The sequence below is a fragment of the Nitratireductor sp. CH_MIT9313-5 genome, from assembly GCF_037029545.1.
Classification (GTDB): domain Bacteria; phylum Pseudomonadota; class Alphaproteobacteria; order Rhizobiales; family Rhizobiaceae; genus Chelativorans.
On the sequence record NZ_JAYMER010000014.1, the window covers coordinates 424,625 to 447,740 of the forward strand.

General features: G+C 58.5%; 33 protein-coding genes and 3 tRNA genes. 6 read left to right on the forward strand and 30 right to left on the reverse strand.

All coding sequences use genetic code 11. From position 1 onward, the window contains the following. Positions 1-160: 160 nt before the first annotated feature. The 26 genes from WA367_RS09540 to WA367_RS09665 form a co-directional block, all read right to left on the reverse strand. Positions 161-811 carry an adenylate kinase gene (locus tag WA367_RS09540; RefSeq protein ID WP_336056534.1) on the reverse strand — a complete coding sequence of 217 codons (651 nt, stop codon included), beginning with the start codon at positions 809-811 and terminating at the stop codon, positions 161-163. Beyond that, a complete protein-coding gene (gene secY / locus WA367_RS09545) occupies positions 808-2,148 on the reverse strand; it encodes a preprotein translocase subunit SecY (RefSeq protein WP_336056535.1) in 1,341 nt (446 codons plus the stop codon). The genes WA367_RS09540 and secY overlap by 4 nt, the downstream gene beginning before the upstream one ends. A 223-nt stretch (positions 2,149-2,371) precedes the next feature. Next, positions 2,372-2,842, reverse strand: a complete 471-nt coding sequence (gene rplO, locus WA367_RS09550) for a 50S ribosomal protein L15 (RefSeq protein WP_336056536.1) — start codon at positions 2,840-2,842, stop codon at positions 2,372-2,374. Positions 2,843-2,858: 16 nt separating this feature from the next. Then, positions 2,859-3,059: a 50S ribosomal protein L30 gene (gene rpmD / locus WA367_RS09555; RefSeq protein ID WP_336056537.1), complete on the reverse strand. Its 201-nt coding sequence runs from the start codon at positions 3,057-3,059 to the stop codon at positions 2,859-2,861. A gap of 58 nt (positions 3,060-3,117) precedes the next feature. Then, on the reverse strand, positions 3,118-3,675 hold the full coding sequence (rpsE, locus tag WA367_RS09560) for a 30S ribosomal protein S5 (protein ID WP_336056538.1): 558 nt from the start codon (positions 3,673-3,675) through the stop codon (positions 3,118-3,120). 72 nt (positions 3,676-3,747) lie between these two features. Beyond that, positions 3,748-4,107, reverse strand: coding sequence for a 50S ribosomal protein L18 (gene rplR / locus WA367_RS09565; RefSeq protein ID WP_336056539.1), 360 nt, complete (start codon positions 4,105-4,107; stop codon positions 3,748-3,750). 12 nt (positions 4,108-4,119) lie between these two features. Beyond that, positions 4,120-4,653 carry a 50S ribosomal protein L6 gene (rplF, locus tag WA367_RS09570; RefSeq protein WP_336056540.1) on the reverse strand — a complete coding sequence of 178 codons (534 nt, stop codon included), beginning with the start codon at positions 4,651-4,653 and terminating at the stop codon, positions 4,120-4,122. Positions 4,654-4,691: 38 nt separating this feature from the next. After that, entirely contained in the window at positions 4,692-5,090 is a 399-nt protein-coding gene (gene rpsH / locus WA367_RS09575) for a 30S ribosomal protein S8 (RefSeq protein ID WP_036480317.1), read from the reverse strand. A 13-nt stretch (positions 5,091-5,103) separates the two neighbouring features. Beyond that, positions 5,104-5,409: a 30S ribosomal protein S14 gene (gene rpsN / locus WA367_RS09580; protein ID WP_336056541.1), complete on the reverse strand. Its 306-nt coding sequence runs from the start codon at positions 5,407-5,409 to the stop codon at positions 5,104-5,106. 27 nt (positions 5,410-5,436) lie between these two features. Further along, the gene (rplE, locus tag WA367_RS09585) at positions 5,437-5,994 is read right to left on the reverse strand and encodes a 50S ribosomal protein L5 (RefSeq protein WP_036480313.1); all 558 of its coding nucleotides are present in this window, start codon (positions 5,992-5,994) and stop codon (positions 5,437-5,439) included. After that, positions 5,987-6,301, reverse strand: coding sequence for a 50S ribosomal protein L24 (rplX, locus tag WA367_RS09590; RefSeq protein WP_036480311.1), 315 nt, complete (start codon positions 6,299-6,301; stop codon positions 5,987-5,989). The genes rplE and rplX overlap by 8 nt, the downstream gene beginning before the upstream one ends. Before the next feature lie 13 nt (positions 6,302-6,314). After that, positions 6,315-6,683, reverse strand: coding sequence for a 50S ribosomal protein L14 (rplN, locus tag WA367_RS09595; protein WP_336056542.1), 369 nt, complete (start codon positions 6,681-6,683; stop codon positions 6,315-6,317). A gap of 66 nt (positions 6,684-6,749) precedes the next feature. Further along, positions 6,750-6,992 (reverse strand): 30S ribosomal protein S17, encoded by a 243-nt coding sequence (gene rpsQ, locus WA367_RS09600; RefSeq protein ID WP_036480307.1) that lies wholly within the window; start codon positions 6,990-6,992, stop codon positions 6,750-6,752. An 11-nt stretch (positions 6,993-7,003) separates the two neighbouring features. After that, positions 7,004-7,204, reverse strand: a complete 201-nt coding sequence (gene rpmC / locus WA367_RS09605; protein WP_336056543.1) for a 50S ribosomal protein L29 — start codon at positions 7,202-7,204, stop codon at positions 7,004-7,006. A 13-nt stretch (positions 7,205-7,217) separates the two neighbouring features. Next, positions 7,218-7,631, reverse strand: coding sequence for a 50S ribosomal protein L16 (gene rplP / locus WA367_RS09610; protein ID WP_036480302.1), 414 nt, complete (start codon positions 7,629-7,631; stop codon positions 7,218-7,220). Between the two features lie 24 nt (positions 7,632-7,655). Next, a complete protein-coding gene (gene rpsC, locus WA367_RS09615) occupies positions 7,656-8,360 on the reverse strand; it encodes a 30S ribosomal protein S3 (protein WP_036480299.1) in 705 nt (234 codons plus the stop codon). Next, positions 8,360-8,749 (reverse strand): 50S ribosomal protein L22, encoded by a 390-nt coding sequence (gene rplV / locus WA367_RS09620; protein ID WP_036480298.1) that lies wholly within the window; start codon positions 8,747-8,749, stop codon positions 8,360-8,362. Before rplV ends, rpsC begins: the two co-directional genes overlap by 1 nt. Before the next feature lie 2 nt (positions 8,750-8,751). Beyond that, complete coding sequence (gene rpsS, locus WA367_RS09625; RefSeq protein WP_036480295.1) at positions 8,752-9,030, reverse strand: 30S ribosomal protein S19; 279 nt, start codon at positions 9,028-9,030, stop codon at positions 8,752-8,754. Between the two features lie 16 nt (positions 9,031-9,046). Next, positions 9,047-9,883: a 50S ribosomal protein L2 gene (gene rplB / locus WA367_RS09630; protein WP_336056544.1), complete on the reverse strand. Its 837-nt coding sequence runs from the start codon at positions 9,881-9,883 to the stop codon at positions 9,047-9,049. A gap of 19 nt (positions 9,884-9,902) precedes the next feature. After that, complete coding sequence (locus WA367_RS09635; protein WP_036480290.1) at positions 9,903-10,196, reverse strand: 50S ribosomal protein L23; 294 nt, start codon at positions 10,194-10,196, stop codon at positions 9,903-9,905. Further along, positions 10,193-10,813: a 50S ribosomal protein L4 gene (rplD, locus tag WA367_RS09640; protein WP_336056545.1), complete on the reverse strand. Its 621-nt coding sequence runs from the start codon at positions 10,811-10,813 to the stop codon at positions 10,193-10,195. Before rplD ends, WA367_RS09635 begins: the two co-directional genes overlap by 4 nt. Continuing rightward, positions 10,813-11,538, reverse strand: a complete 726-nt coding sequence (rplC, locus tag WA367_RS09645; RefSeq protein ID WP_336056546.1) for a 50S ribosomal protein L3 — start codon at positions 11,536-11,538, stop codon at positions 10,813-10,815. Before rplC ends, rplD begins: the two co-directional genes overlap by 1 nt. Before the next feature lie 81 nt (positions 11,539-11,619). After that, positions 11,620-11,928, reverse strand: a complete 309-nt coding sequence (rpsJ, locus tag WA367_RS09650) for a 30S ribosomal protein S10 (RefSeq protein WP_036483982.1) — start codon at positions 11,926-11,928, stop codon at positions 11,620-11,622. Between the two features lie 66 nt (positions 11,929-11,994). Then, entirely contained in the window at positions 11,995-13,170 is a 1,176-nt protein-coding gene (tuf, locus tag WA367_RS09655) for an elongation factor Tu (protein ID WP_336056547.1), read from the reverse strand. A gap of 167 nt (positions 13,171-13,337) precedes the next feature. After that, positions 13,338-13,411: transfer RNA gene (locus tag WA367_RS09660), tRNA-Gly, on the reverse strand. A 62-nt stretch (positions 13,412-13,473) separates the two neighbouring features. Beyond that, positions 13,474-13,558, reverse strand: a tRNA-Tyr gene (locus WA367_RS09665). Between the two features lie 194 nt (positions 13,559-13,752). Between WA367_RS09665 and WA367_RS09670 the strand changes: the two genes are divergently transcribed. After that, positions 13,753-14,580 (forward strand): TrmH family RNA methyltransferase, encoded by an 828-nt coding sequence (locus WA367_RS09670; protein WP_336057096.1) that lies wholly within the window; start codon positions 13,753-13,755, stop codon positions 14,578-14,580. Between the two features lie 97 nt (positions 14,581-14,677). Here the strand turns inward: WA367_RS09670 and WA367_RS09675 are convergent, their stop codons facing one another. Together WA367_RS09675 and rpiA are read right to left on the reverse strand one after the other, a co-directional pair. Then, positions 14,678-15,208: a DUF2059 domain-containing protein gene (locus WA367_RS09675; protein WP_336056548.1), complete on the reverse strand. Its 531-nt coding sequence runs from the start codon at positions 15,206-15,208 to the stop codon at positions 14,678-14,680. A 45-nt stretch (positions 15,209-15,253) separates the two neighbouring features. Continuing rightward, positions 15,254-15,949 carry a ribose-5-phosphate isomerase RpiA gene (gene rpiA / locus WA367_RS09680; RefSeq protein WP_336056549.1) on the reverse strand — a complete coding sequence of 232 codons (696 nt, stop codon included), beginning with the start codon at positions 15,947-15,949 and terminating at the stop codon, positions 15,254-15,256. 136 nt (positions 15,950-16,085) lie between these two features. On the opposite strand from rpiA, the gene WA367_RS09685 reads away from it, so the two are divergent. The 3 genes from WA367_RS09685 to WA367_RS09695 all read left to right on the forward strand — a co-directional run bounded on the left by WA367_RS09685 (position 16,086) and on the right by WA367_RS09695 (position 18,434). Further along, a complete protein-coding gene (locus WA367_RS09685) occupies positions 16,086-16,781 on the forward strand; it encodes an HAD family hydrolase (RefSeq protein ID WP_336056550.1) in 696 nt (231 codons plus the stop codon). Between the two features lie 55 nt (positions 16,782-16,836). Further along, a tRNA-Val gene (locus WA367_RS09690) sits at positions 16,837-16,911 on the forward strand. Between the two features lie 71 nt (positions 16,912-16,982). Further along, the gene (locus WA367_RS09695) at positions 16,983-18,434 is read left to right on the forward strand and encodes a TrkH family potassium uptake protein (protein WP_336056551.1); all 1,452 of its coding nucleotides are present in this window, start codon (positions 16,983-16,985) and stop codon (positions 18,432-18,434) included. Between the two features lie 58 nt (positions 18,435-18,492). On the opposite strand, the gene WA367_RS09700 is transcribed toward WA367_RS09695, so the two are convergent. After that, positions 18,493-20,376: a L,D-transpeptidase family protein gene (locus WA367_RS09700; RefSeq protein WP_336056552.1), complete on the reverse strand. Its 1,884-nt coding sequence runs from the start codon at positions 20,374-20,376 to the stop codon at positions 18,493-18,495. A 332-nt stretch (positions 20,377-20,708) separates the two neighbouring features. Here WA367_RS09700 and WA367_RS09705 point away from each other — a divergent pair, with 332 nt between their 5' ends. Next, positions 20,709-21,518 (forward strand): polysaccharide deacetylase family protein, encoded by an 810-nt coding sequence (locus tag WA367_RS09705; RefSeq protein WP_336056553.1) that lies wholly within the window; start codon positions 20,709-20,711, stop codon positions 21,516-21,518. Positions 21,519-21,526: 8 nt separating this feature from the next. Here the strand turns inward: WA367_RS09705 and WA367_RS09710 are convergent, their stop codons facing one another. Beyond that, positions 21,527-21,877, reverse strand: coding sequence for a DUF971 domain-containing protein (locus tag WA367_RS09710; protein WP_336056554.1), 351 nt, complete (start codon positions 21,875-21,877; stop codon positions 21,527-21,529). 111 nt (positions 21,878-21,988) lie between these two features. Here WA367_RS09710 and moaA point away from each other — a divergent pair, with 111 nt between their 5' ends. Further along, a complete protein-coding gene (gene moaA / locus WA367_RS09715) occupies positions 21,989-22,996 on the forward strand; it encodes a GTP 3',8-cyclase MoaA (RefSeq protein WP_336056555.1) in 1,008 nt (335 codons plus the stop codon). Positions 22,997-23,116 lie beyond the last annotated feature (120 nt).

A 23,116-nucleotide genomic window follows, 5' to 3' on the forward strand; every position in this document is an offset into this window, starting at 1 on the left:
GGCACTTCACTTATGAAGGCCGGACAAAGCGAAAGCGCCCGATACCGGCCATCGTTCTTCAGCCCGGCACCGACCGCTATAAATACAAAGCGATTTGTGTCGGTCTTTGACGGAAACGGGCGTGAAAGTCAACTCCCCTGCCCGCTTTTAAGATCAGCGCTCAGAGCGAGCGCAGAACTGTCTCGATCTCCTCGGTAACGGCGTCGATCTCGGCCATGCCGTCAACGGTGTGGAGCTTGCCCTTTGCGTGATAGTACCCGATCAGCGGCGCGGTCTCCTTGTAGTAGACCCACAGCCGATCCTTCACAGCTTCCGGACGATCATCAGCGCGACGCTTGAACTCGGTGCTTCCACACTTGTCACACACGCCTTCCTGGCGTGGTTTCAGATTCTCGTCGTGATATCCAGCCCCGCAATTGGCGCAGGTGTAACGACCTGCAATGCGATCGACCAAAATCGCGTCATCAACGCGCAGTTCGATTACCGCATCAAGCTTAAGCCCCTTGGCACTCAGCATTTCTTCAACAGAATCAGCCTGCACGAGCGTGCGCGGATAGCCATCGAGGATGAAGCCGTTGGCGCAGTCATCTGCATCGACCCGCTCGGATACGATCTGATTGACGATATCGTCCGAAACCAGCTGACCCGCATCCATCACCGATTTGGCTTTCTTGCCAATCTCGGTTCCGTCGGCGACAGCCTTGCGCAGCATATCGCCAGTGGAAAGCTGTGGGATGCCGAGCTTCTCGACCAGCCGCTGAGCCTGGGTTCCCTTGCCCGCCCCCGGCGGTCCAAGAAGTATAAGCCTCATCGTCCTCTTTTCCCCCCACGGAGTTTCGATTTCTTGATCAGCCCCTCATACTGATGGGCAATCAGGTGGCCCTGTACCTGCGCCACGGTATCAAGAGTGACGCTGACGACGATCAGAAGCGATGTACCGCCGAGGTAGAAGGGTACGCCGGTGGACGCGATCAGGAACTCTGGCAACAGGCAGACCAGCACCAGATAAATCGCACCGACGACGGTAATGCGAGTCAGCACATAGTCGATATAGTCGGCCGTACGCTCACCCGGACGATAGCCGGGAATGAATCCCGAATGCTTCTTGAGCTGATCCGCAGTCTCCTTCGGGTTGAACACGATAGCCGTGTAGAAGAAGGCGAAGAATGCGATCAGCGCGGCATAGAGAACCATATAGGCCGGCTGCCCGTGACCAAGCGTGGCAAGTACCGTGCTTGCCCAGGACGGCAGAGTCGTCGTGTCGGCAAAGCCCGCAACGGTCGCCGGCAGAAGCAGAAGCGACGATGCGAAGATCGGCGGAATAACACCGGCCGTATTGAGCTTCAGCGGCAGATGCGAAGTGTCACCCTGGAACATCCGATTGCCAACCTGACGCTTCGGATACTGGATCAGAAGCCGACGCTGCGCACGTTCGAAGAAGACGATCAGTGCGATGACCGCAATGGCCAGAACGATGATCGCCAGAATGAGCCCGGTGGACATCGCGCCGGTACGACCAAGTTCCAGAGTGCCACCAATGGCAGATGGAAGACCCGCCACAATGCCGGAGAAGATGATGAGCGAAATACCGTTACCAATGCCGCGCGCAGTGATCTGCTCGCCCAGCCACATCAGGAACATCGTGCCGCCGACAAGCGTAATGACCGCCGAAATGCGGAAGAACCAGCCTGGATCGGTGACAATGTCCGCGCCGCTTTCAAGCCCCACGGCGATGCCATAGGCCTGCACGGTAGCCAAAAGAACCGTGCCATAACGCGTATATTGGTTGATGACCTTGCGGCCCTGTTCGCCTTCCTTCTTCAACTGCTCCAATGACGGCACCACGGACGTCATGAGCTGCATAATGATGGAGGCGGAAATGTAAGGCATGATGCCGAGCGCGAAGATCGCCATGCGCTCCACTGCACCACCGGCAAACATGTTGAACATGCCAAGCACGCCACCAGACTGCTGCTGGAAGGCCTGCGCAAAGGCATCGGGATTGATACCGGGCATGGGAATATAGGTGCCAAGTCGATAGACCAGCAAAGCACCAAGCGTAAACCAGATACGCTTCTTCAGATCCTCTGCCTTGGCAAAGGCTGCGAAATTGAGATTGGACGCAAGTTGTTCGGCTGCCGATGCCATAAAGAACTTCTCCCCTTCGTCACGCGCCTGGGCGTAACCAGGTTCCTGCACGGTTGGTCTTGTGACGACCGCGCTTGAAGATCCGCCGGGGCATCCGGCTATGACCGCCATTGCGGCGGAGACATCCTCGACGTCGCGGCAACGTCAATGCATTACCGGCCCCAGATAGGCCCGGCCGCAACCGGATGCAAGCGGCGCTGACGCGCCGCTTGCAGCTATACACTTATTCCGCAGCTTTTGCGGTGACCTTGACCGAACCGCCAGCCTTTTCGATCTTCTCGATCGCAGACTTGGTCGCACCGGCAACTTCAAGGTTCAGCTTTGCCTTGAGCTCACCATTGCCGAGGATACGCACACCATCACGAGCGCGGCGAACAACGCCGGCCTTGATGAGAGCTTCCGTATCGACAGTGGCCTTCTCGTCCAGCTTCTTGGCGTCAACAGCCTGCTGAAGACGCTCAAGCGAGACCTCGTTGAAGTCCTTGCCGAAGATATTCTTGAAGCCGCGCTTGGGCAAGCGACGGTAAAGCGGCATCTGGCCGCCCTCGAAGCCCTTGATCGCCACGCCGGAACGCGACTTCTGACCCTTTACACCGCGACCGCCGGTCTTGCCGAGGCCCGAACCGATGCCACGACCGACGCGCTTGCGCGAAACGTGGGCACCTTCATTGTCCCTGAGTTCATTGAGTTTCATGATAAGCTCCTCGATCTCAGGCTTCGTCTACGACGCGCACGAGGTGGGCAACGGTTGCGATCATGCCGCGAACCGAAGGCGTGTCCTCAAGCGTCGAGCGACGGTGCATCTTGTTAAGGCCCAGACCGATCAGCGTTGCACGCTGTTCCTTTGGGCGGCGGATGGGGCTGCCGATCTGCTCAACGGTGATCGTCGCGCCCTTCTTCTTCTCTGCCATTTCCATCATTCCTTGCCATTGACCGATTCAGCACAAAGGCGAAGCCGGTCTGCCAGCCTTATTCTTCCCCGGCGACCGCGGTACCGCGACGTGCCTGGAGGGTGGAATACTTGATGCCGCGCTGTGCAGCCACATCCTTCGGATGCATCTGATGCTTCAGGGCATCAAAGGTAGCGCGAACCATGTTGTAGGGGTTGGACGAACCCATCGACTTCGCGACAACGTCCTGAACGCCAAGCGTCTCGAAAACTGCACGCATCGGACCACCGGCAATGATACCGGTACCCGGCTTTGCAGCACGCAGGAGAACGCGGCCCGCACCGTGGCGGCCATTCACGTCGTGGTGCAGCGTGCGACCGGAACGCAGCGGAACAAAGATCATGTCACGCTTTGCGCTTTCGGTAGCCTTGCGGATTGCCTCAGGCACCTCACGGGCCTTGCCGTGGCCAAAGCCGACGCGACCCTTCTGGTCGCCAACGACGACGAGTGCTGCGAAACCAAAACGACGGCCACCCTTGACCACCTTGGCTACGCGATTGATGTGTACGAGTTTATCGACGAATTCGCTATCGCGCTCTTCGCGGTCGCGACGGTCGTCCCTACGGCCTTGTGCCATTGTCCTTGTCCTTTTTCTTTTCCGGAAGCACGGGATTGATGGAAAGCTCCGGGCGTTTTCGCCCGGAACTGGTTAAAACTCCAGACCACCCTCACGGGCAGCATCGGCCAGCGCCTTGACGCGGCCGTGATAGATGTATGGTCCGCGGTCAAAAACCACAGCCGTAACACCAGCCTTCTTGGCACGTTCTGCCACAAGCTTGCCAACCTCGGCAGCAGCGGCCGTATCGGCGCCGCTCTTCAGCTTGGCCCGCAGGTCCTTGTCCAGCGTGGACGCGGCTGCGATCGTGTGACCTTTCGCATCGTCGATGACCTGAACATAGATGTTCTTCGACGAACGATAGACGGAAAGCCTCGGCTGGCCGTTGGCGACCGCCTTAAGCTTACGGCGAACGCGCGCGGCGCGCCGTTTAACGGATACCTTCGACACCATTGCCTGCGTTCCTTACTTCTTCTTGCCTTCCTTACGGACGATGGTCTCATCCGCGTATTTGACACCCTTGCCCTTGTAGGGCTCAGGAGAGCGAAATTCGCGGATTTCGGCCGCGACCTGGCCGACAGCCTGCTTGTCGATGCCCGAGACAACGATCTCGGTCGGCTTCGGCACGGCAATCGAAACACCCTGAGGCGCTTCATAGACCACTTCGTGGCTGTAGCCCAGAGAAAGCTGCAGCTTGGTACCCTGCATCGCTGCACGGTAACCAACGCCGTTGATCTCGAGCTTCTTTTCAAAGCCGGTCTTCACGCCATTCAGGATGTTGGCGATCTGCGTGCGAGACATGCCCCACTTGGAGCGTGCAAGCTTCGACTGATCGCGCGGATCAACCTGGATCGCGCCGTCTTCCATCTTCACGAGCACTTCGTCATTAACGACGAATTTGAGCTCGCCCTTCGGCCCCTTGGCCGTAACAGTCTTCCCCTCGACGGTGGCGGTAACGCCCTCCGGCACGGGGACTGGCTTCTTGCCAATACGAGACATGGTTTCGTCCTCGCTGTTCCGTTGCGGTTACCGCCCGATCAGAAGATCTGGCAGAGAACCTCTCCGCCTACATTCTGCTCGCGCGCCTCATGGTCTGCCATCACGCCCTTGGGCGTTGAAAGGATGGCGACACCAAGACCGTTCGCAACCTGGGGAATCGATTTGACAGACACATAAACGCGACGGCCCGGCTTGGAAACCCGTGCAATCTCACGGATCACCGGTGCGCCTTCATGATATTTCAGTTCGATCTCGATTTCCGACTTGCCATTGTCATAGTCGACCTGGCTGTAGTCGCGGATATAGCCTTCGGCCTTGAGGACGTCGAGCACACGCGCACGCAGCTTTGAGGCCGGCGTGGAGACCTTGGTCTTCTTGCGGCCGATGGCGTTGCGGATGCGGGTCAGCATATCGCCGAGTGGATCATTCACAGACATTTCTTCAGCCCCCTTACCAGCTCGACTTCACAAGGCCAGGAATCTGACCGTTATTGCCAAGCTCGCGAAGCGCGATACGGGACATCTTCAACTTGCGGTAATAGGCGCGCGGACGGCCGGTTACATCGCAGCGGTTGCGGATGCGGGTTTTGGACGAGTTGCGCGGAAGCGCGGACAGCTGAAGCTGCGCCTTGAAGCGCTCTTCAATCGGCTTGTCCTGGTCCTTGATGATGGCCTTGAGAGCCGCACGCTTTTCAGCGTACTGGTCCACCAACTTCTGGCGCTTCTTGTTCTTCTCGACTGCGCTAACTTTAGCCATAGGATATTTCCTTGTTCTCGCTTGCCGTTACTGCCGGAACGGGAAGTTGAAAGCCTTCAACAGCGCCCGTGCCTCGTCGTCGGTTTCAGCAGTCGTACAAACGATGATGTCCATACCCCAGATCTGGTCGACTTTGTCGTAGTTGATCTCAGGGAATACGATGTGCTCCTTTACGCCCATGGCATAGTTGCCGCGGCCGTCAAAGCTCTTTGGGTTGAGCCCACGGAAGTCGCGAACGCGCGGAAGCGCGATGTTCACGAGGCGGTCCAGGAACTCATACATGCGCTCCTTGCGAAGCGTAACCTTAGTACCAATCGGCATGCCTTCACGCACCTTGAAGCCTGCAATGGAATTGCGGGCGCGGGTGATGACCGGCTTCTGACCTGCGATCAGCGCCAGATCTTCGGCAGCAACCGAAGGCTTCTTGGAGTCTGCAGTCGCCTCGCCGACACCAATATTGATGACGATCTTGTCGAGGCGCGGAATCTGCATCTCGTTCTTGTAGTTGAAGGTCTCGAGAAGCTCCTTGCGGATCACTTCGTCGTAACGCTTCTTCATACGTGGCTGGATGTTCGCGTTAGCCATCGATCACTTCTCCCGAGCGCTTGGCGACACGCACCTTTTTGCCATCATCGCCAACACGGAAACCGACGCGGGTCGGCTTGCCATCCTTGGGATCGGCCAGTGCGATGTTGGACAGGTTGATCGGCGACTCCTTGGAGATGATGCCGCCTTCCTGCTGCGCTGACTGCTTCTGGTGACGGCGAACGACATTAATGCCACGGACCAGAGCCTGGTCTTCCTTCGGCATCACCTTGATTACTTCGCCCGTACGGCCCTTGTCACGGCCGGCGAGCACGACGACCTGGTCGCCTCTTTTGATCTTCTGCATTTCTCCGGCCTCCTTAGAGCACTTCCGGCGCCAGCGAAATGATCTTCATGTGGTTCTTGGCGCGAAGTTCGCGCGGAACCGGTCCGAAGATACGGGTACCGACAGGCTCTTTCTTGTTGTCGACGAGTACGGCTGCGTTGTTGTCAAACCGGATGACACTTCCATCCGCGCGCCGAATGTCCTTGGCGGTGCGAACCACAACCGCCTTCATAACGTCGCCCTTCTTCACACGGCCGCGCGGAATGGCTTCTTTTACCGAGACAACGATAACGTCGCCTACGGAAGCATATTTCCGCTTCGAGCCGCCGAGCACTTTGATGCACATGACACGACGTGCGCCGGAATTATCCGCCACATCGAGGTTTGTTTGCATCTGAATCATGACTGGCCGCCTTCTAATTCTTCAGGGGAAGCTGCTCTTAACGGCAGTTCCGGCATATTCCAATTATTATTGCGCCTGGTTCTCGGTAACGACGATCCAGCTCTTGTCCTTCGAGATCGGACGCGTCTCTTCGATCGACACCTTGTCGCCGACCTTGAACGCATTGTTCTCGTCATGGGCCTTGTACCGCTTTGAGCGGCGCACGGTCTTCTTCAAGAGCGGATGAGCGAACCGGCGCTCGACGCGAACGACAATCGTCTTGTCGCCCTTGTCGCTAACCACGGTGCCCTGCAAAACGCGCTTTGGCATGTTCGCTTTCCTCAGGCGTTGTTGCCGGCCGACTTCTCGGCGGCGATTGTCTTGATACGCGCAATGTCGCGGCGAACCTGCTTCACGCGCGCGGTTTTCTCGAGCTGTCCGGTTGCCCGCTGGAAGCGGAGATTGAACTGCTCTTTCTTCAGCTTGGCCAGCTCATCATTGAGCTGGTCGGGGGTCATTGCCCAAACGTCTGCGGCCTTCATGATGAACCGTCTCCTACTCTGCGATGCGCTGTACGAAGCGCGTCTTGACCGGGAGCTTGGCAGCACCGAGGCGCAGCGCCTCACGGGCCACGTCGATACCCACGCCGTCGATCTCAAACATCACGCGGCCCGGCTTGACGCGGGCTGCCCAGTAATCAACCGAGCCCTTACCCTTACCCATACGGACTTCCGTAGGCTTCGAGGTGACCGGCAGATCGGGGAACACGCGGATCCACACGCGCCCCTGGCGCTTCATGTAACGCGTGATCGCACGGCGGGCTGCCTCGATCTGGCGCGCAGTAACGCGCTCCGGCTCGAGAGCCTTGATGCCGAAGGAACCGAAATTCAGTTCCGTGCCGCCCTTTGCAGTGCCGTGAATACGGCCCTTGAACTGCTTGCGGAATTTCGTGCGCTTTGGTTGCAGCATCTTTCTACTCCAAAATCCCGGCTATCAGGCGTTTTCACGGCGGCGGTTGTTGCCACCCTGGTCGCCTTCGACAGCACGACGCTCGGAAGCCATCGGGTCATGCTCAAGGATCTCGCCCTTGAATACCCAAACCTTCACGCCGCAAATGCCGTAGGCCGTCTTAGCTTCAGCCGTGCCATAGTCAACATCCGCACGCAGCGTGTGCAGCGGAACGCGACCCTCGCGGTACCATTCGATACGAGCAATTTCCGCGCCACCCAGGCGACCCGAGCAGTTGATACGGATACCTTCTGCTCCAAGACGCATGGCCGACTGAACCGCACGCTTCATGGCGCGACGGAATGCAACACGACGCTCCAGCTGCTGGGCAATCGACTGGGCAACGAGCGTTGCGTCGATTTCCGGCTTGCGAACCTCGACGATGTTGAGATGCGTTTCCGCATTCGTCATCTGGGTCAGCTTGCGGCGCAGCTTTTCGATGTCCGCACCCTTCTTGCCGATGATCAGGCCAGGACGGGCTGCGTGGATCGTAACGCGGCACTTCTTGTGCGGACGCTCGATAACCACCTTGGAGATTGCAGCCTGCTTCAGTTCCTTCTGAATATAGTTGCGGATCTTCAGATCCTCATGAAGGAGCTGACCATATTCAGCATTGTCAGCGAACCAGCGGGAATCCCAGGTCCGGTTGATGCCGAGGCGCAGGCCGATCGGATTGACTTTGTGGCCCATCAGGCGGCCTCCACTTGTTCTTCGACTTCGCGGACGACAATCGTCAGATGCGAATAAGGCTTCAGGATCCGGTTACCACGGCCACGACCGCGGGCATGGAAACGCTTGAGAACCATCGACTTGCCGACAAAGGCCTCAGCCACCACCAGCGAATCCACGTCGAGATCGTGATTGTTCTCTGCATTTGCAATGGCCGATTCAAGCGTCTTCTTGACGGTACCGGCGATGCGCTTGCGCGAGAATTCAAGATCGGCGAGAGCGCTCGCCACTTTCTTTCCGCGGATCATGGCAGCAACGAGGTTCAGCTTCTGAGGGCTGACGCGGATCGTGCGCAATACGGCACGTGCCTCGTTATCTGCAAGCCTGCGCGGTGCTTTGGCTTTGCCCATCGTTACTTCCTCTTTGCCTTCTTGTCCGCCCCGTGGCCGTAATAGGTGCGGGATGGAGCAAATTCACCGAATTTGTGGCCGACCATCTCTTCAGAGACGAGGACCGGGATATGCTTCTGGCCGTTGTAGACGCCGAAGGTCAGGCCCACGAACTGCGGCAGAATGGTGGAGCGGCGGCTCCACATCTTGATCACTTCCTTGCGGCCACTTTCGCGCACCTTCTCTGCTTTCTTGAGCAGAAAACCGTCTACGAACGGACCTTTCCAGACTGAACGGGACACTTGCCGTTACCTTTCCTTAAGACTTGCGCTGATGGCGCGAGCGCATGATGAACTTGTCAGTCGACTTGTTCGACCGCGTCTTCGCACCCTTGGTGGGCTTGCCCCAGGGCGAAACCGGATGACGACCACCAGAGGTACGGCCTTCACCACCACCATGGGGGTGATCGACCGGGTTCATGGTGACACCACGGTTGTGAGGACGCTTGCCCATCCAGCGCTTGCGACCGGCCTTGCCAAGGCTCACATTCGAATGATCCGGGTTCGATACCGCACCGACAGTTGCCATGCAGTTACCGGAAACCAGACGCTGCTCGCCCGAGTTCAGGCGAAGGATCGCCATCCCGTCATCGCGGCCAACCAGCTGGGCATATGCACCAGCCGAACGTGCCATCTGACCGCCCTTGCCCGGCTTCATCTCCACATTGTGGACGATGGTGCCGATCGGCATGGAACCCAGCGGCATTGCATTGCCAGGCTTCACGTCAACAGCCTTCTGCGAGGCAATGACCTTGTCGCCGGCAGCAAGACGCTGCGGAGCCAGGATGTAGGACAGCTCACCGTCCTCATAACGAACCAGCGCGATGAACGCGGTGCGGTTCGGGTCATATTCGATGCGCTCGACAGTCGCCGAAACGTCGAACTTGCGACGCTTGAAGTCGATCAGACGGTAGGAGCGCTTGTGACCACCACCCTGGAAGCGGGCCGTTACACGACCCGTATTGTTGCGACCGCCCTTGGAGGTCAGACCTTCGGTCAGGCCCTTGACAGGCTTGCCCTTGTAGAGGCCCGAACGGTCGACGATCACCAGCTGACGCTGGCCCGGTGTTACAGGTTTAAAGTGCTTGAGTGCCATGTTCTAATCCCCGGGCCTCTCAAAGACCTGTCGCGATGTCGATCGAATGGCCCTCGGCCAGCGTGACAACTGCGCGCTTGACGTCGCTCTGTCTGCCGATCGTGCCGCGGAACCGCTTGACCTTGCCCTTGCGGACAAGAGTGTTCACACCCTTCACCTTCACACCGAAGAGAGCTTCAACCGCAGCCTTGATTTCCGGCTTGGTTGCCTTCGGCGCAACATTGAAAACAACCTGGTTGTTTTCCGAGGCGATGGTGGTCTTCTCGGTGATCGCCGGGCTGACGATCACGTCGTAATGGCGAAGATCCGTCATTTGAAGCGCTCCTCGAGTGCCTCGACAGCCGACTTCGACAGCACCAGCGTGCCGCGACGAAGAATGTCGTAAACATTGATACCCTGGACCGGCAGAACATCCACATTCGGGATATTCGCTGCAGCCCGCTTGAAGCCAGCGTCGATCTCGTTGCCGCCGATCATCAGCGCATTCGAAAGACCGAGCTTTGCAAAGCTGTCGACAAGCGCCTTGGTCTTGCCGTCGGCGAAGGACAGGTCATCGAGAACGATGAGCTGATCCGCACGAGCCTTGGCTGAAAGCGCATGCTTCAGACCGAGCGCACGGACCTTCTTGGGAAGATCATGTGCATGGCTGCGAACAACCGGACCATGAGCACGACCACCGCCACGGAACTGCGGTACGCGAGCAGACGAGTGACGAGCGCGGCCCGTCCCCTTCTGGCGGTACATCTTTGCACCGGTGCGTGCGATCTCTGCACGGCCCTTGGTCTTGTGCGTGCCCTGCTGACGCTTGGCAAGCTGCCAGCGGATTACGCGGTGAATGATGTCCTCGCGCGGCTCAAGACCGAAGATTGCATCGGAAAGCGCAACCTTGCCGGCTTCCTTGCCTGCGAGTGTTGTTACCTTGACGTCCATTATTCTGCACCCTCGCTGGCACCGGCATTCTCAGCCGAATTCGTGTTGCCTGCAGCACGGATTGCAGCCGGAACCGGAGCATTCTCGGGCAGCGGTGCCTTGACCGCATCACGAACCACGATCCATGCACCCTTGGAACCCGGAACTGCGCCGCGAACCAGGATCAGACCGCGCTCGGTATCCGTGGAAACAACTTCAAGATTCTGAGTCGTCACGCGGGTCGAACCCATGTGACCAGCCATCTTCTTGCCCTTGAAGACCTTGCCCGGATCCTGACGCTGACCGGTCGAACCATGCGAACGGTGAGACACCGAGTTACCGTGGGTCGCACGACCGCCACCGAAATTGTGGCGCTTCATGACACCCTGGAAGCCCTTACCGATCGAGGTACCGGTGACATCAACCTTCTGGCCGGCAACAAAGTGCTCGGCAGTGATTTCTGCACCAACCTCAAGAAGGTTGTCGGGGCTTACCCGGAACTCGGCCAGCTTGGCCTTGGGCTCGACGGAGGCCGTGGCGAAATGACCACGCATAGCCTTCGACGTGTTCTTTACCTTGGCCAGTCCAACACCGAGCTGAACAGCCGTGTAGCCGTTCTTCTCCTCGGTACGCTGCGCGACGACCTGGCAATTTTCCATGCGCAACACCGTGACAGGGATGTGCTCGCCCGCCTCGTTGTAGACGCGCGTCATCCCGATCTTCTGTGCGATAACACCTGAACGCATCGGTTCGATTTCCTTTCAGGGTTCCCGCCTTCGGCCGCCTTAAAGCCGCCTATCGCGGGTTCCTCACCTAATGTCTTCCGCCTACAACTTGATCTCGACGTCCACGCCGGCAGCCAGATCGAGCTTCATAAGCGCGTCAACCGTCTGCGGGGTGGGATCGACGATATCCAGAAGACGCTTGTGCGTGCGCATTTCAAACTGCTCACGGCTCTTCTTGTCGATATGCGGCGAACGGTTCACCGTGAACTTCTCGATGCGCGTCGGCAGCGGGATCGGCCCACGCACATTCGCACCAGTGCGCTTTGCCGTAGACACGATCTCGCGGGTCGAGGAATCGAGCACCCGGTGATCGAAAGCCTTGAGGCGGATACGGATATTTTGTCCGTTCATCATTCTTCGTTTCCTTCTCCGCTGCGGCGCGGGCCTTTGCCGCGCCGCGCCGGATGCTGCCCCAGATTACTCGGTGATGGATGCCACGATGCCGGCACCGACGGTACGGCCACCTTCACGGATAGCGAAGCGCAGCTTCTCTTCCATGGCGATCGGCACGATCAGCTCGACGTCAACGGTCACATTGTCGCCAGGCATCACCATTTCCGTGCCTTCCGGCAGGGAAACAACACCCGTCACGTCCGTCGTACGGAAGTAGAACTGCGGACGGTAGTTGGTGAAGAACGGCGTGTGACGGCCGCCCTCTTCCTTCGTCAGGATGTAGGCTTCTGCCTTGAACTTCGTGTGCGGGGTTACAGAACCCGGCTTGCAAAGAACCTGGCCGCGCTCAACGCCCTCACGGTCGATACCGCGGATCAGAGCACCGATATTGTCGCCGGCCTGACCCTGGTCGAGCAGCTTGCGGAACATCTCGACGCCGGTAACCGTCGTCTTCGTGGTGTCGCGGATACCGACGATCTCGACTTCCTCGCCAACCTTGATGATGCCGCGCTCGACGCGACCCGTCACAACCGTACCACGGCCGGAGATCGAGAACACGTCTTCGATCGGCATCAGGAAGGGCTGGTCAACCGGACGCTCAGGCGTCGGGATGTAGGCGTCAACTTCCTTCATCAGCTCACGGATTGCATCCTCGCCGATCTCCTTGTTGGAGTCTTCGAGAGCAGCAAGAGCCGAACCCTTGACGATCGGAATGTCGTCGCCGGGGAAGTCGTAGGACGACAGAAGCTCGCGAACCTCAAGCTCGACCAGCTCGAGAAGCTCGGCATCGTCAACCTGGTCAACCTTGTTCAGGAAGACAACGATGGCCGGAACACCAACCTGACGGGCAAGCAGGATGTGCTCGCGGGTCTGCGGCATCGGGCCGTCAGCAGCCGAGCAAACCAGGATCGCGCCGTCCATCTGTGCCGCACCGGTGATCATGTTCTTCACATAGTCGGCGTGGCCCGGGCAGTCGACGTGAGCGTAGTGACGCGCTTCCGTCTCATACTCAACGTGGGCCGTCGAGATCGTGATACCGCGTGCCTTCTCTTCAGGCGCACCGTCGATCTGGTCATAGGCGCGGAATTCACCAAAATACTTGGTGATCGCGGCCGTCAGAGACGTCTTGCCGTGGTCGACGTGACCGATCGTCCCGATGTTCACATGCGGCTTCGTACGCTCAAATTTACCTTTGGCCATCTTATTTCCCTTAGGCGGCGTGGTTGGAATTGCAGATGCGGGGGCGATTAGCGGCTATGGCCGAAAAAAACAAGGGGTCTTGCTTCATTCAAAGCCATCGGACTGCCGAATGATGGGCAAAGCCGACCGCGACCGGCAATCAATCCACTTGGTGTATGAGGAGCATCTGGAGCGGGTAGCGGGAATCGAACCCGCATATTCAGCTTGGAAGGCTGCTGCTCTACCATTGAGCTATACCCGCATACAGCGTGAACAGCCCTCCTTCACTTTTCGCTTGGAGGGCAACTCGCACGGTCCGGCCGGTGGTGGAGGGGGCTGGATTCGAACCAGCGTACGCATAGCGAACGGATTTACAGTCCGTCTCCTTTAACCACTCGGACACCCCTCCGAAACCGGAACCGTGTAGCGAGCTACTTTTGCGTCTGAGCTTCGGTTTTTGCCTCGGCCCGTCTGCGAGGCGCGTTATGGCGAGGACGACTTCTTCTGTCAACAGTGTGACAGCACGCAGTGGATAATTTTTCGCCGCTCCTGGCCAACTGCCTGATGGCAGGTCAGCGTATCATGGTTTATAGCGCTGCAATCATGACAGATGACAAGAAGGCCGGCTCGGCCAAAGACAGCCATTACGCACGCCTCAGGCGCGCACATCGCGAACGCAAGCAGGTGACGGAGCCAAACGCACCGGACCTGCCGGAGAATCAGGTGCGTCTCTACGGACTGCACACGGTTCGTGCTGCGCTGGATAATCCATCGCGCAAGATTCTGCGCATGATGGTCACGCGAAATGCCGCACAACGGCTTGAACTGGGCGATCTGGAGCTACTCCCCTTCCCCGCTGAACTCGTCGAACCGAAAGCAATCGACGCACTGGTTGGCAGCGATGCAGTTCATCAGGGCGTTGTCGTGGAAGCATACCGACGCAAGGCAAAGGCGCTGAGCGCGCTTGGTGAAGCGAACCTTGTCCTGGTACTGGACCAGGTCACCGATCCCCACAATGTCGGTGCCATCATGCGCTCCGCCGTCGCGTTCGACGTAGGTGCACTCGTCACGACAACGCGCCACAGCCCCACCGAATCGGGTGTGCTTGCCAAGTCAGCCTCGGGCGCCCTCGAACATATTGATCACATTGAAGTCAGAAACCTTGCCGCCGCGCTGGAAGACCTTCATGCGGCAGGTTTCCAGACGGTCGGGCTTGATTCGGAAGGCCCGGCCCCTCTCGAGGAAACGCTGTCGGGGGAACGGATCGCGCTGGTGCTCGGCGCCGAAGGCAAGGGCCTGCGGCAGAAAACGCGGGAAACCGTTACCGCTCTGGCGCGCCTCGACATGCCTGGAGCCATTCGCTCGCTGAATGTGTCAAATGCGGCGGCAGTGTCGCTCTATGTCGCAAGGCGGGCTCTCCAAAGCATCTAGCCTCCGGATCGGGCAACGCACGGCGCTTCCAACATCAAAAAAAAGCCCGGGCTGCGCGCCCGGGCTTGTTGCTGATCAGGGACCGGTTCTCCAGAACCTACTGGTTGTTGCCCTCGGCAGGAGCCTGGGAGTTCGTTGCAGCCTGAAGCGTTTCACCAACCGCGTTGGAGAGATCGCGGACAATTCCGCGCCGCCAGATCTCACCAGCCTTGGCAACTTCACGAATGACAATCGGACCGTCAGCGACAAGCTTCTTGCCGGCTTCGGAGTTGTAGAACTCGGCGATCGCGGTCAGGTGCTCCTCGCTGAAGACGCGGGCATAGGCAAGCGCGGCTTCCTGCTCGAGATCAGCACGACGGCTCGCAAGCTCCAGGGCCTTTTCATCAACCGTCTGGTTGATCAGGTCCACCAGATTAGGGCTTTGCTGAATGAGCTGCGTCTTCAGATTTTGTGCTGCCTGTGGAAGCACCACATCATAATCCGAGGTGGCGTTGATGGCTGCCACGGCTTCGCGGGCGGCCTTGAGGTGCGAATCGGAAATTTCCTGCGCGACTGCATTCATCGACAGCATGGAAAAGGCCATCGCAGCGGCTAGCGCGACGTGGCGAGCGCGTTTGGCCATATTCATTGCGTTACAACTCCGTTGTATCTCATTACTTCTTGCTCTGCTTCTTCAAGCCTGGAGCATGCGCACGCCCTGTGCGCCTGCAAGCACCGCACGGCTTGCCATGTCCAGGAATAGCCCATGTTCGACAACGCCGGGGATAGCATGAAGCGCATCCGAAAGCGCTCTTGGCTCGCGAATGCGGCCAAAAGATGCGTCGAGGATGAAATGTCCACCATCGGTTACAAAAGGCTTGCCTTCACGTTCACGCAGGCGGATCTCACCGCTCAATGAAAGACCTTCTGCGGCGCGCTCTATGGCGGCTTTTGTCGCCCCCAGACCAAACTCGTTCACCTCGATCGGCAGCGGAAACGCGCCGAGCGTGTCCACCAGCTTGGTTTCATCGGCAATGACAATCATTTCCCGGCAGGCTGCCGCGACGATTTTCTCACGGAGCAAGGCTCCACCGCCGCCCTTGATGAGTGCAAGTTCAGGACCGATCTCGTCAGCGCCATCAATCCCAAGGTCGAGTTCCGGTGTTTCCTCAAGGGTCGTGAGTGGCACCCCAAGCTCGCGGCACTGCTTTGCTGTCCGTTCTGATGTGGGCACGCCGATGACGTTGAGACCATCGGCCACACGCTCCGCCAGGAGGCGAACGAATTCGGCAGCTGTCGAACCGGTACCGATTCCCAGCCGCATGCCATCTTCGACGAATTTCAGCGCCTCTCGCGCCGCTTCAATCTTCAATGCCTGTTGGTCTGCCATTCCGCCCTCACTGTCTGGGTTGGTTCCCTACCCTTTTTCGCAAGTCTGGGCAATTCTGGAGATATGCTGCGGCTGCCTGACTGTTGCCCCGCCCTTATCCAGCCTGTAACCAGAAGCACCAGCCAGGAGGATTTTCATGACGCAGCCCATTATCGTGTTCGATCTGGATGGCACCTTGATCGATACTGCTCCCGACCTGCTCGACAGCCTTAACCACTGCCTTGAAGGTGTCGGCATAGGACCGGTGAATGCAAGCGAGATACGCCGCTATGTGGGCTTTGGCAGCAGGGTCATGATCCAGCGCGCCTTCGATGCCCACGGGCGAAGTCTTGCCGAAGGCGAGCTTGATCGCCTGCAACAGATATTCCTTGACCACTATACCGCCAACATGCCGGGCAGGTCGCGCCCTTTCGTCGGTGTCCTCGCCTCAATTGCGCGATTCCATGAGGCCGGCTACCTGACAGCCGTCTGCACCAACAAATATGAAGGCCTGTCACGCCAGCTCCTGGAGGCGTTGCAGATGACGGCGCTATTCTCGGCAATCTGTGGCTCTGACACATTCGGTCACCGCAAGCCCGACCCGCGCCACCTGACCGACACGATCGCAATGGCCGGCGGCGATCCCGAACGCGCCGTAATGATCGGCGATTCGCGTACCGATATCGATACTGCCAAGGCTGCCGGAATCCCGGTGGTGGCCGTGGATTTCGGATATACCGATCAGCCGGTCCAAGTGTTCGAGCCAAGCCGTGTGATTTCTCACTTTGATGAGTTGACGGTCGAACTGGCGCAGAAGCTGATCCTGGCGTCTCAAGGTCACGCAGTCTCTTGACTTGCACCCAAGCCGTCTTCTATATCGCCGCTCGCTCGGCAATTTGCCGTCGGGCGGGCGCGTAGCTCAGCGGGAGAGCACACCCTTCACACGGGTGGGGTCACAGGTTCAATCCCTGTCGCGCCCACCATCTGCAACCCGGCAGATGAGGATCGGACCTAAAAAGTCGTCCAATCGGTTTTTCAAGAAAGCGATACGTCCTTGCACGCAGCTCCAGTCAGAGCGGCGGCCTATGTCGCCTCCATCTTTGCCATCTATGTAGCAGCGGCGATGCTGGTTCCCGCATTCGTCGACATCTATTACGGCAATGACGATTGGTCCGTCTTCCTCGCCAGCGCCCTTACAACCGGCGGCCTTGCACTCGCTTCCGCGCTGGCCACACATACGCGCGAACCGGTGCTTTCCACGCGCTTTGCATTTCTGGTCGTAACGGTTCTGTGGGCGACCGTGGGCCTGGTCGGTGCGGTACCGTTCTATGCCTCTTCACTGAGACTCGATTTCGCCTCGTCAGTTTTCGAATCCGTGTCTGCAATCACCACAACCGGCTCCACCGTCATCTCCGGCTTGGACAGCGCCCCTCCAGGCATATTGATGTGGCGCTCGGTCCTGCAGTGGATCGGCGGCATCGGTGTGATCGCGCTGGGTCTGTTTTTGCTTCCCATCCTGAAGGTCGGCGGCTTTTCATATCTGCGCATCGAATCCTCGGATATCGAAGACAAACCATTCAGTCGTCTGACCACCCTCTCCCAGGCTCTGCTCGCCGTATATGTCGGCCTCACCGTGCTATGCGCCGTCGCATATGTGGCCGCCGGCATGGGCCTGTTCGACGCGATCAATCATGCAATGACCACCATCGCCACGGGCGGCTTTTCGACCCACGATGCCTCCATCGGCCACTATGAAGGCTATGCGATAAGATGGGTTGGCACGGTCTTCATGCTCCTTTCGGCTCTGCCATTTTCAATCCTGATATTGATGATGGTGCGTGGACGGCTTGATGCGGTCCGCGATCCCCAGATCAGGCTCTTCATGACCTATGTCGGGATATTCGTGTTTCTTGCAGCGCTGGAACGCACCCTTGGTGCACATGTGCCCTTTGGTGAAGCACTCACCGCAGCCGCTTTCAACTTCGTCTCAATCATCACCACGGCCGGCTTCGCCAGCGAAGACTATACACTCTGGGGGCCTCTGGCGGTCACTCTGGCCTTTCTGGCAACCTTCGTCGGTGGATGCTCCGGCTCCACAGCAGGCGGGATCAAGGCCTACCGCTTCCTCATCATGGGACGCATGATCCTGAACGGCCTCCATATGCTGGTCTACCCGAATGCCATAAAAAGCGTGCCCTATGGGAACCGCATCGTGGATGCGCAGATGCAGCGCTCCGTGACGCTGTTCATCTTCGCCTTTCTGTTTGTCTGGGCGCTGGCTTCCGCGCTGCTTGCCGCCGGTGGGCTGGAGATCACGACCTCGATTACGGCAAGCCTTACCGCCCTGACCAATGTCGGCCCCGGCCTTGGCCCGATAATCGGTCCGGCTGGCAACTTCGCTCCACTCAGCGACTATGCCAAGTGGATACTTACAGTCACCATGCTCCTTGGACGCCTGGAGATCCTGGCGGTTCTCGTTCTTCTGCTACCGTCATTCTGGCGTTGACCATGGAAAAAAGCCGTCGGCGTTTCCGCCAACGGCTTTGAACGCAGCTCAATCCGCCTCAGCTACCGGCCGATCTCTGCTCCTGAACTTTTGCCAGCGCCTTCAGCAACGCTTCGTCGCGGTCATAGATATCCTCGTAGTACCCGACCTTGCCCTGTGCATCGGGAAATGCAGTGAAATAGGCGACATAGACGGGGATCTTTGTGGGCACGTTCCGCCTTGCATTCTTTCCGCGATTGACGGACGAGGTAACGTCCTCCCGCGTGCTTTGCAGCACTGCGGCGGCCATTGCGCGAGGATCTTCAAGGCGCACACAACCGTGACTATAGGCCCGCATATCCCGTGAGAACAGGTTCTTGGCGGGCGTGTCGTGCATGTAGATGGCATGCTTGTTGGGGAACATGATCTTCAATTCACCCAGCGCATTCCGTTCACTCGGCGTCTGGCGGACATTGTACGGGATATTCGCCCCATACCGCCCCCAGTTGATCGTGCTCGACGGGATGCGGCGCCCACGGGAATCCGTCACCTCATACCCTGCACGATCAAGATAGCCGGGATCCCGACGCAACCGCGGGAGCATCTCATTGACGATGATGGAGCGCGGCACGCCCCAATATGGATTGAATTCCACATATTCGATTTCGTCGTGGAAGAAGGTCGTCTGATTGGCCTTTTTGCCGACAACCACCCGCATGGACAGCTTCTCCTGCCCGTTCTCGATGAACTGCGCCGTATAGGATGCAGCATTGATCATGACGCGCGTATCGCCAAGCTTTGAGGGATGCCAGCGCAGGCGCTCCATTGCCAGCTTCACCTTCTCGATGCGAGCAGCCTTGGATTCGCCGGCAAGCGCCGCGACGGTACGCTTGCCGATGATGCCATCAGCCGTCAGCCCCTTGGCCTTCTGCGCAGCTTTGATCAGCGGCACCAGATCTGGCGCATAGATGTCGCCGCCGTCATAAGCCGCAAAAAGCGCACGCTGCTCCTCGCTGAACTGAAGTTCCTCATCCCGCTCGATGAGCTGCATCAGCTTGGGAAATTCCTCATGCGCCTTGCCGGGTCGGATAAATGTATCCGGGTCCACCACGATCTCACGCTCGCTGCTCTTGCGCAGCGCGGCGAGTTCCCGGCGCAGATGGGCATAAAGCTCGTTCTGGGGATGCTGGCTTTCCAGATAGCGTTGCGGATCGAAGGTATGAGCAAGGATATCAAGCGCCTTGACGAGATCAACCTCCGGCAGGTCGAAATCATGATAACCGGAAATCTTGTTCGGATCGATTCGCGAGCGCCGCGCATCCAGAACGTAACGCAGAACCTTGGCGCTCAACTGCATCTCGAAGCGCGCCTGCGCCATCAAGGCTTCATCATTATCCTCGGAAAGCGCTGCACTGGGGCGAAGGGAGACGGCATAGTGGGTTTCATCCAGCCCATGCTCCCCGGCCTGAGCCAGTGCTTCAAGCACGCGCTCCGCGCGGCTGTTTGGCTTTCCATCCTCAAGCCATATAAAATCAGGATTGGCCGCGTAATATTCGGCAATGGCAGCTGCCACAGCCTTCTCTGCACGCAAATCTTCACCGCTCAGCGTCTTCATGGCTTCGGCGAAAGTGGCATTTGCTCCCTCACCTTCGGCTGCCTCGATGATTGAAGCGAAACTGACGGCGGAGAGAGCGGCGACCTTGTAATTGTAATATTGCGGGCCGGAAATCTTGGGCAGCGGTTTCGGCGCAGCGCGTTTTACCGTCTGCTTGCGCTGGCGCGGCTGAACCTGCTGCCTGACCTGGGGCGTTGGTTTGCGCACCTGCTGACGCTTTTGATTGCCGCCAAAGAGATAGTCGAACAGATATTTCTGTTCAGCCTGAGCCGTTGTAGGCACGACCGCGCCACCTACCGTCAGAACGAGTGCCAAAACGGCAGTGGACTTGAAAAAACTCGCCTTCATGGCGCTCCCCATAATAATCCCGTCGGTCAAGCAGGTGAATGCTCCAGATCCGCTGCCGGTTTCGTCGCAAGGTAGTGTAGGCCCAATGCGCAGGCAGCCCTGCCAACTCATCGGCGTTAGGTTAACTCTCTCTGAATATCAGCGGCATTCATAGTCACGTCGATGTGATTAAGCGCCTGTTTGCCTGACTTTGTGGCCAAAGAAGCACAGTTACCGACCGTGGCGGCTGCGTCTTAAACAATGCGGAAGGAAACAGGCAGCAGCCGGAATTATCCATCCGTTAACCATAGCATCGCAGACTGCCCGCATCTCCACTTATGCGAGCAGGTTGCATGTTCAATTTCTGGAAGGTTACGGGTCTGGTCACGGCACTTGCTCTGCAGGCTTGTACCCACAATCAGCCTGCACCCACGGCCTTTACATCGCCTGAGCATCAAGCGGCCCAACCTTTGCAGGCGCAATTTCCGCTGAACAAGCCCGGACTGGCCGGTCGCACCATAGCAGTAAACAGCATCGACGACCTGAAGCTTTCCGATGGGGAAGTCGTGCTGACCTTTGATGATGGTCCGATCCGTCACCACACACGAAACATCCTCAAAACTCTCGCCCGACATGATGTGAAAGCCACATTCTTCATGGTCGGACAGATGGCCAATTCCTATCCCGCCATTGTGCGGGAGGTCGCGGTTGCAGGCCACACGATTGGCTCGCACACGCAGAACCACCTCAACCTCGCTCGCATCAACACAAACGATGCCCGTCAGCAGATCAAGGCTGGCCAGGCGAGCCTCGACCGCGCACTTGTGCCCTTGGAGAGAAAGACCGCACCGTTTTTCCGCTTCCCCTATCTCGCCGATACGCCAAAGCTGCGAGACAGCCTCGCCCGTCAGGGCATAACCGTCATTGATCCGACGATCGATTCTAAAGATTACTGGGTTTCGACACCCGACCAGATCCGCGACAGGATCATGAGGGCGCTCCGCAAGCGGGGTTCAGGCATCATCCTGCTGCATGACATTCACAGGCGAACCGCCCGCATGTTGCCAAGCTTGCTCATGGCGATGGAGCGCGAAGGCTACCGCGTGGTTCACCTGGTTCCGCGCCCCCCTGCACCTACGGAAAGTCACGACGCCTCAAGCTGAAGGCGGTACTATTCGCGGCCTGCGCCTGCTACTTCCAGCTCGGCAAGATATTCGGCCCACTTGGTTTCGTGGCTGTCGCAAAGCTCCTTCAGATAGCGCCAGGTGTAGATGCCGCTGTCATGACCATCCGAATAGGTTATGCGGATGGCGTAATTTCCCACCGGTTCGATATTCGTGATCATGACATGGCGCTTGCCCGTTTGGAGCACCTTGTCATCAGGACCGTGTCCGCGAACTTCAGCTGAAGGCGAGAAGACGCGCAGATACTCCGCGTCCAAGCCGCAAGGCGCGCTGTCGGGAAAGGTCAGCGTCAAACGGCGGCGGTCGGATGCCACCCTGATCTCGAGCGGAGGCTTCATGGCTGTGACACTTCCTCATCGTTCCTGATTGCAGCACGGTCGGACCCGGTGATAGGCTCCGCCTCCTTGAAAGACGAGAACCGTCCCACCGGGCGGAGCAGGATATACAACATGACAGCATTCGGCGACATGGTGGACCCGTTTGGGCGCAGGATTGATTATCTGCGTGTCTCCGTGACCGATCGGTGCGACTTCAGATGCGTCTATTGCATGGCTGAAGACATGACCTTTCTTCCCAAACGGGACCTGCTGAGCCTCGAAGAGCTCGATCGCCTGTGCACCGTTTTCGTGGAAAAAGGTGTCAAAAAGCTGCGTCTCACCGGCGGCGAGCCATTGGTGCGCAAGAATATCATGCAGCTCATCAAAAGCCTCTCACGTCACCTGAAAACAGGCGCGCTGGAGGAGCTGACCCTCACGACCAACGGCTCCCAGCTCGAACGCTTCGCTCACGAACTTGCCGAATTTGGCGTGAAACGCGTGAATGTGTCTGTGGACACACTTGATCCGCAGAAGTTTCATGAGGTCACCCGTTGGGGCCATCTGGATCGCGTTCTGCGCGGCATTGATGCTGCGCTGGATGCTGGTCTCGCAGTAAAGTTGAACGCGGTGGCCCTGCGCGGCTTCAACGAACGGGAGCTTCCCGAGATGATGCGCTGGGCCCATGGCCGGGGCATGGACATGACCGTGATCGAAACCATGCCACTGGGCGAAATAGATGGCGACCGGACCAGCCAGTACCTGCCACTGAGCGAGTTGCGCAGCCAGTTGGAAAACCAGTTCACGCTGGAAGACATTCCTTTCAAGACTGGTGGTCCGGCACGTTATGTCCAGGTGAAGGAGACCGGCGGGCGGCTTGGCTTCATCACGCCCCTCACCCACAATTTCTGTGAAAGCTGCAACCGCGTGCGCATTACGTGCACAGGCACGCTTTTCATGTGTCTTGGCCAGGAAGACGCCGCTGATCTGCGTGCTCCGCTGCGCGCGTCTGAGGGCAATACGCTACTGTCACAAGCGATCGACGAGGCAATCCTGCGCAAGCCCAAAGGCCATGACTTCGTGATCGACCGGACCACGAGACAGCCCGCCGTCTCCAGGCATATGAGCGTGACCGGCGGATAGGTTGGAACTGCCCCCGACCGGCAACTGGACCTTGCAGATCTCAACGCCTTCGCGTCTTCATCAAGCTGGAACATCAGGCCGTGATTCCGTCAGCACAGAAGGCCACGAGCGACATTTGGA

What these genes read in the sequence shown, in the direction of transcription:
- rpsN (WP_336056541.1), bottom strand. Translation starts at nt 5,409, where the DNA reads ATGGCTAAAGTTAGCGCAGTCGAGAAGAACAAGAAGCGCCAGAAGTTG.
- WA367_RS09705 (WP_336056553.1), top strand. Translation starts at nt 20,709, where the DNA reads ATGTTCAATTTCTGGAAGGTTACGGGTCTGGTCACGGCACTTGCTCTG.
- rplF (WP_336056540.1), bottom strand. Translation starts at nt 4,653, where the DNA reads ATGTCTCGTATTGGCAAGAAGCCAGTCCCCGTGCCGGAGGGCGTTACC.
- rplN (WP_336056542.1), bottom strand. Translation starts at nt 6,683, where the DNA reads ATGATTCAGATGCAAACAAACCTCGATGTGGCGGATAATTCCGGCGCA.
- rpmD (WP_336056537.1), bottom strand. Translation starts at nt 3,059, where the DNA reads ATGGCAGAGAAGAAGAAGGGCGCGACGATCACCGTTGAGCAGATCGGC.
- WA367_RS09700 (WP_336056552.1), bottom strand. Translation starts at nt 20,376, where the DNA reads ATGAAGGCGAGTTTTTTCAAGTCCACTGCCGTTTTGGCACTCGTTCTG.
- rplV (WP_036480298.1), bottom strand. Translation starts at nt 8,749, where the DNA reads ATGGGCAAAGCCAAAGCACCGCGCAGGCTTGCAGATAACGAGGCACGT.
- WA367_RS09670 (WP_336057096.1), top strand. Translation starts at nt 13,753, where the DNA reads ATGACAGATGACAAGAAGGCCGGCTCGGCCAAAGACAGCCATTACGCA.
- rplO (WP_336056536.1), bottom strand. Translation starts at nt 2,842, where the DNA reads ATGAAACTCAATGAACTCAGGGACAATGAAGGTGCCCACGTTTCGCGC.
- rplE (WP_036480313.1), bottom strand. Translation starts at nt 5,994, where the DNA reads ATGGCTAACGCGAACATCCAGCCACGTATGAAGAAGCGTTACGACGAA.
- rplX (WP_036480311.1), bottom strand. Translation starts at nt 6,301, where the DNA reads ATGCAGAAGATCAAAAGAGGCGACCAGGTCGTCGTGCTCGCCGGCCGT.
- rpsH (WP_036480317.1), bottom strand. Translation starts at nt 5,090, where the DNA reads ATGTCTGTGAATGATCCACTCGGCGATATGCTGACCCGCATCCGCAAC.
- secY (WP_336056535.1), bottom strand. Translation starts at nt 2,148, where the DNA reads ATGGCATCGGCAGCCGAACAACTTGCGTCCAATCTCAATTTCGCAGCC.
- rplD (WP_336056545.1), bottom strand. Translation starts at nt 10,813, where the DNA reads ATGGACGTCAAGGTAACAACACTCGCAGGCAAGGAAGCCGGCAAGGTT.
- rpsQ (WP_036480307.1), bottom strand. Translation starts at nt 6,992, where the DNA reads ATGCCAAAGCGCGTTTTGCAGGGCACCGTGGTTAGCGACAAGGGCGAC.
- WA367_RS09675 (WP_336056548.1), bottom strand. Translation starts at nt 15,208, where the DNA reads ATGAATATGGCCAAACGCGCTCGCCACGTCGCGCTAGCCGCTGCGATG.
- rpmC (WP_336056543.1), bottom strand. Translation starts at nt 7,204, where the DNA reads ATGAAGGCCGCAGACGTTTGGGCAATGACCCCCGACCAGCTCAATGAT.
- rpsE (WP_336056538.1), bottom strand. Translation starts at nt 3,675, where the DNA reads ATGGCACAAGGCCGTAGGGACGACCGTCGCGACCGCGAAGAGCGCGAT.
- rpiA (WP_336056549.1), bottom strand. Translation starts at nt 15,949, where the DNA reads ATGGCAGACCAACAGGCATTGAAGATTGAAGCGGCGCGAGAGGCGCTG.
- WA367_RS09710 (WP_336056554.1), bottom strand. Translation starts at nt 21,877, where the DNA reads ATGAAGCCTCCGCTCGAGATCAGGGTGGCATCCGACCGCCGCCGTTTG.
- rplR (WP_336056539.1), bottom strand. Translation starts at nt 4,107, where the DNA reads ATGGTGTCGAAGGTATCCGTTAAACGGCGCGCCGCGCGCGTTCGCCGT.
- tuf (WP_336056547.1), bottom strand. Translation starts at nt 13,170, where the DNA reads ATGGCCAAAGGTAAATTTGAGCGTACGAAGCCGCATGTGAACATCGGG.
- WA367_RS09685 (WP_336056550.1), top strand. Translation starts at nt 16,086, where the DNA reads ATGACGCAGCCCATTATCGTGTTCGATCTGGATGGCACCTTGATCGAT.
- rplP (WP_036480302.1), bottom strand. Translation starts at nt 7,631, where the DNA reads ATGCTGCAACCAAAGCGCACGAAATTCCGCAAGCAGTTCAAGGGCCGT.
- rplB (WP_336056544.1), bottom strand. Translation starts at nt 9,883, where the DNA reads ATGGCACTCAAGCACTTTAAACCTGTAACACCGGGCCAGCGTCAGCTG.
- WA367_RS09540 (WP_336056534.1), bottom strand. Translation starts at nt 811, where the DNA reads ATGAGGCTTATACTTCTTGGACCGCCGGGGGCGGGCAAGGGAACCCAG.
- WA367_RS09635 (WP_036480290.1), bottom strand. Translation starts at nt 10,196, where the DNA reads ATGACGGATCTTCGCCATTACGACGTGATCGTCAGCCCGGCGATCACC.
- rpsC (WP_036480299.1), bottom strand. Translation starts at nt 8,360, where the DNA reads ATGGGCCACAAAGTCAATCCGATCGGCCTGCGCCTCGGCATCAACCGG.
- rpsJ (WP_036483982.1), bottom strand. Translation starts at nt 11,928, where the DNA reads ATGAACGGACAAAATATCCGTATCCGCCTCAAGGCTTTCGATCACCGG.
- rplC (WP_336056546.1), bottom strand. Translation starts at nt 11,538, where the DNA reads ATGCGTTCAGGTGTTATCGCACAGAAGATCGGGATGACGCGCGTCTAC.
- moaA (WP_336056555.1), top strand. Translation starts at nt 21,989, where the DNA reads ATGACAGCATTCGGCGACATGGTGGACCCGTTTGGGCGCAGGATTGAT.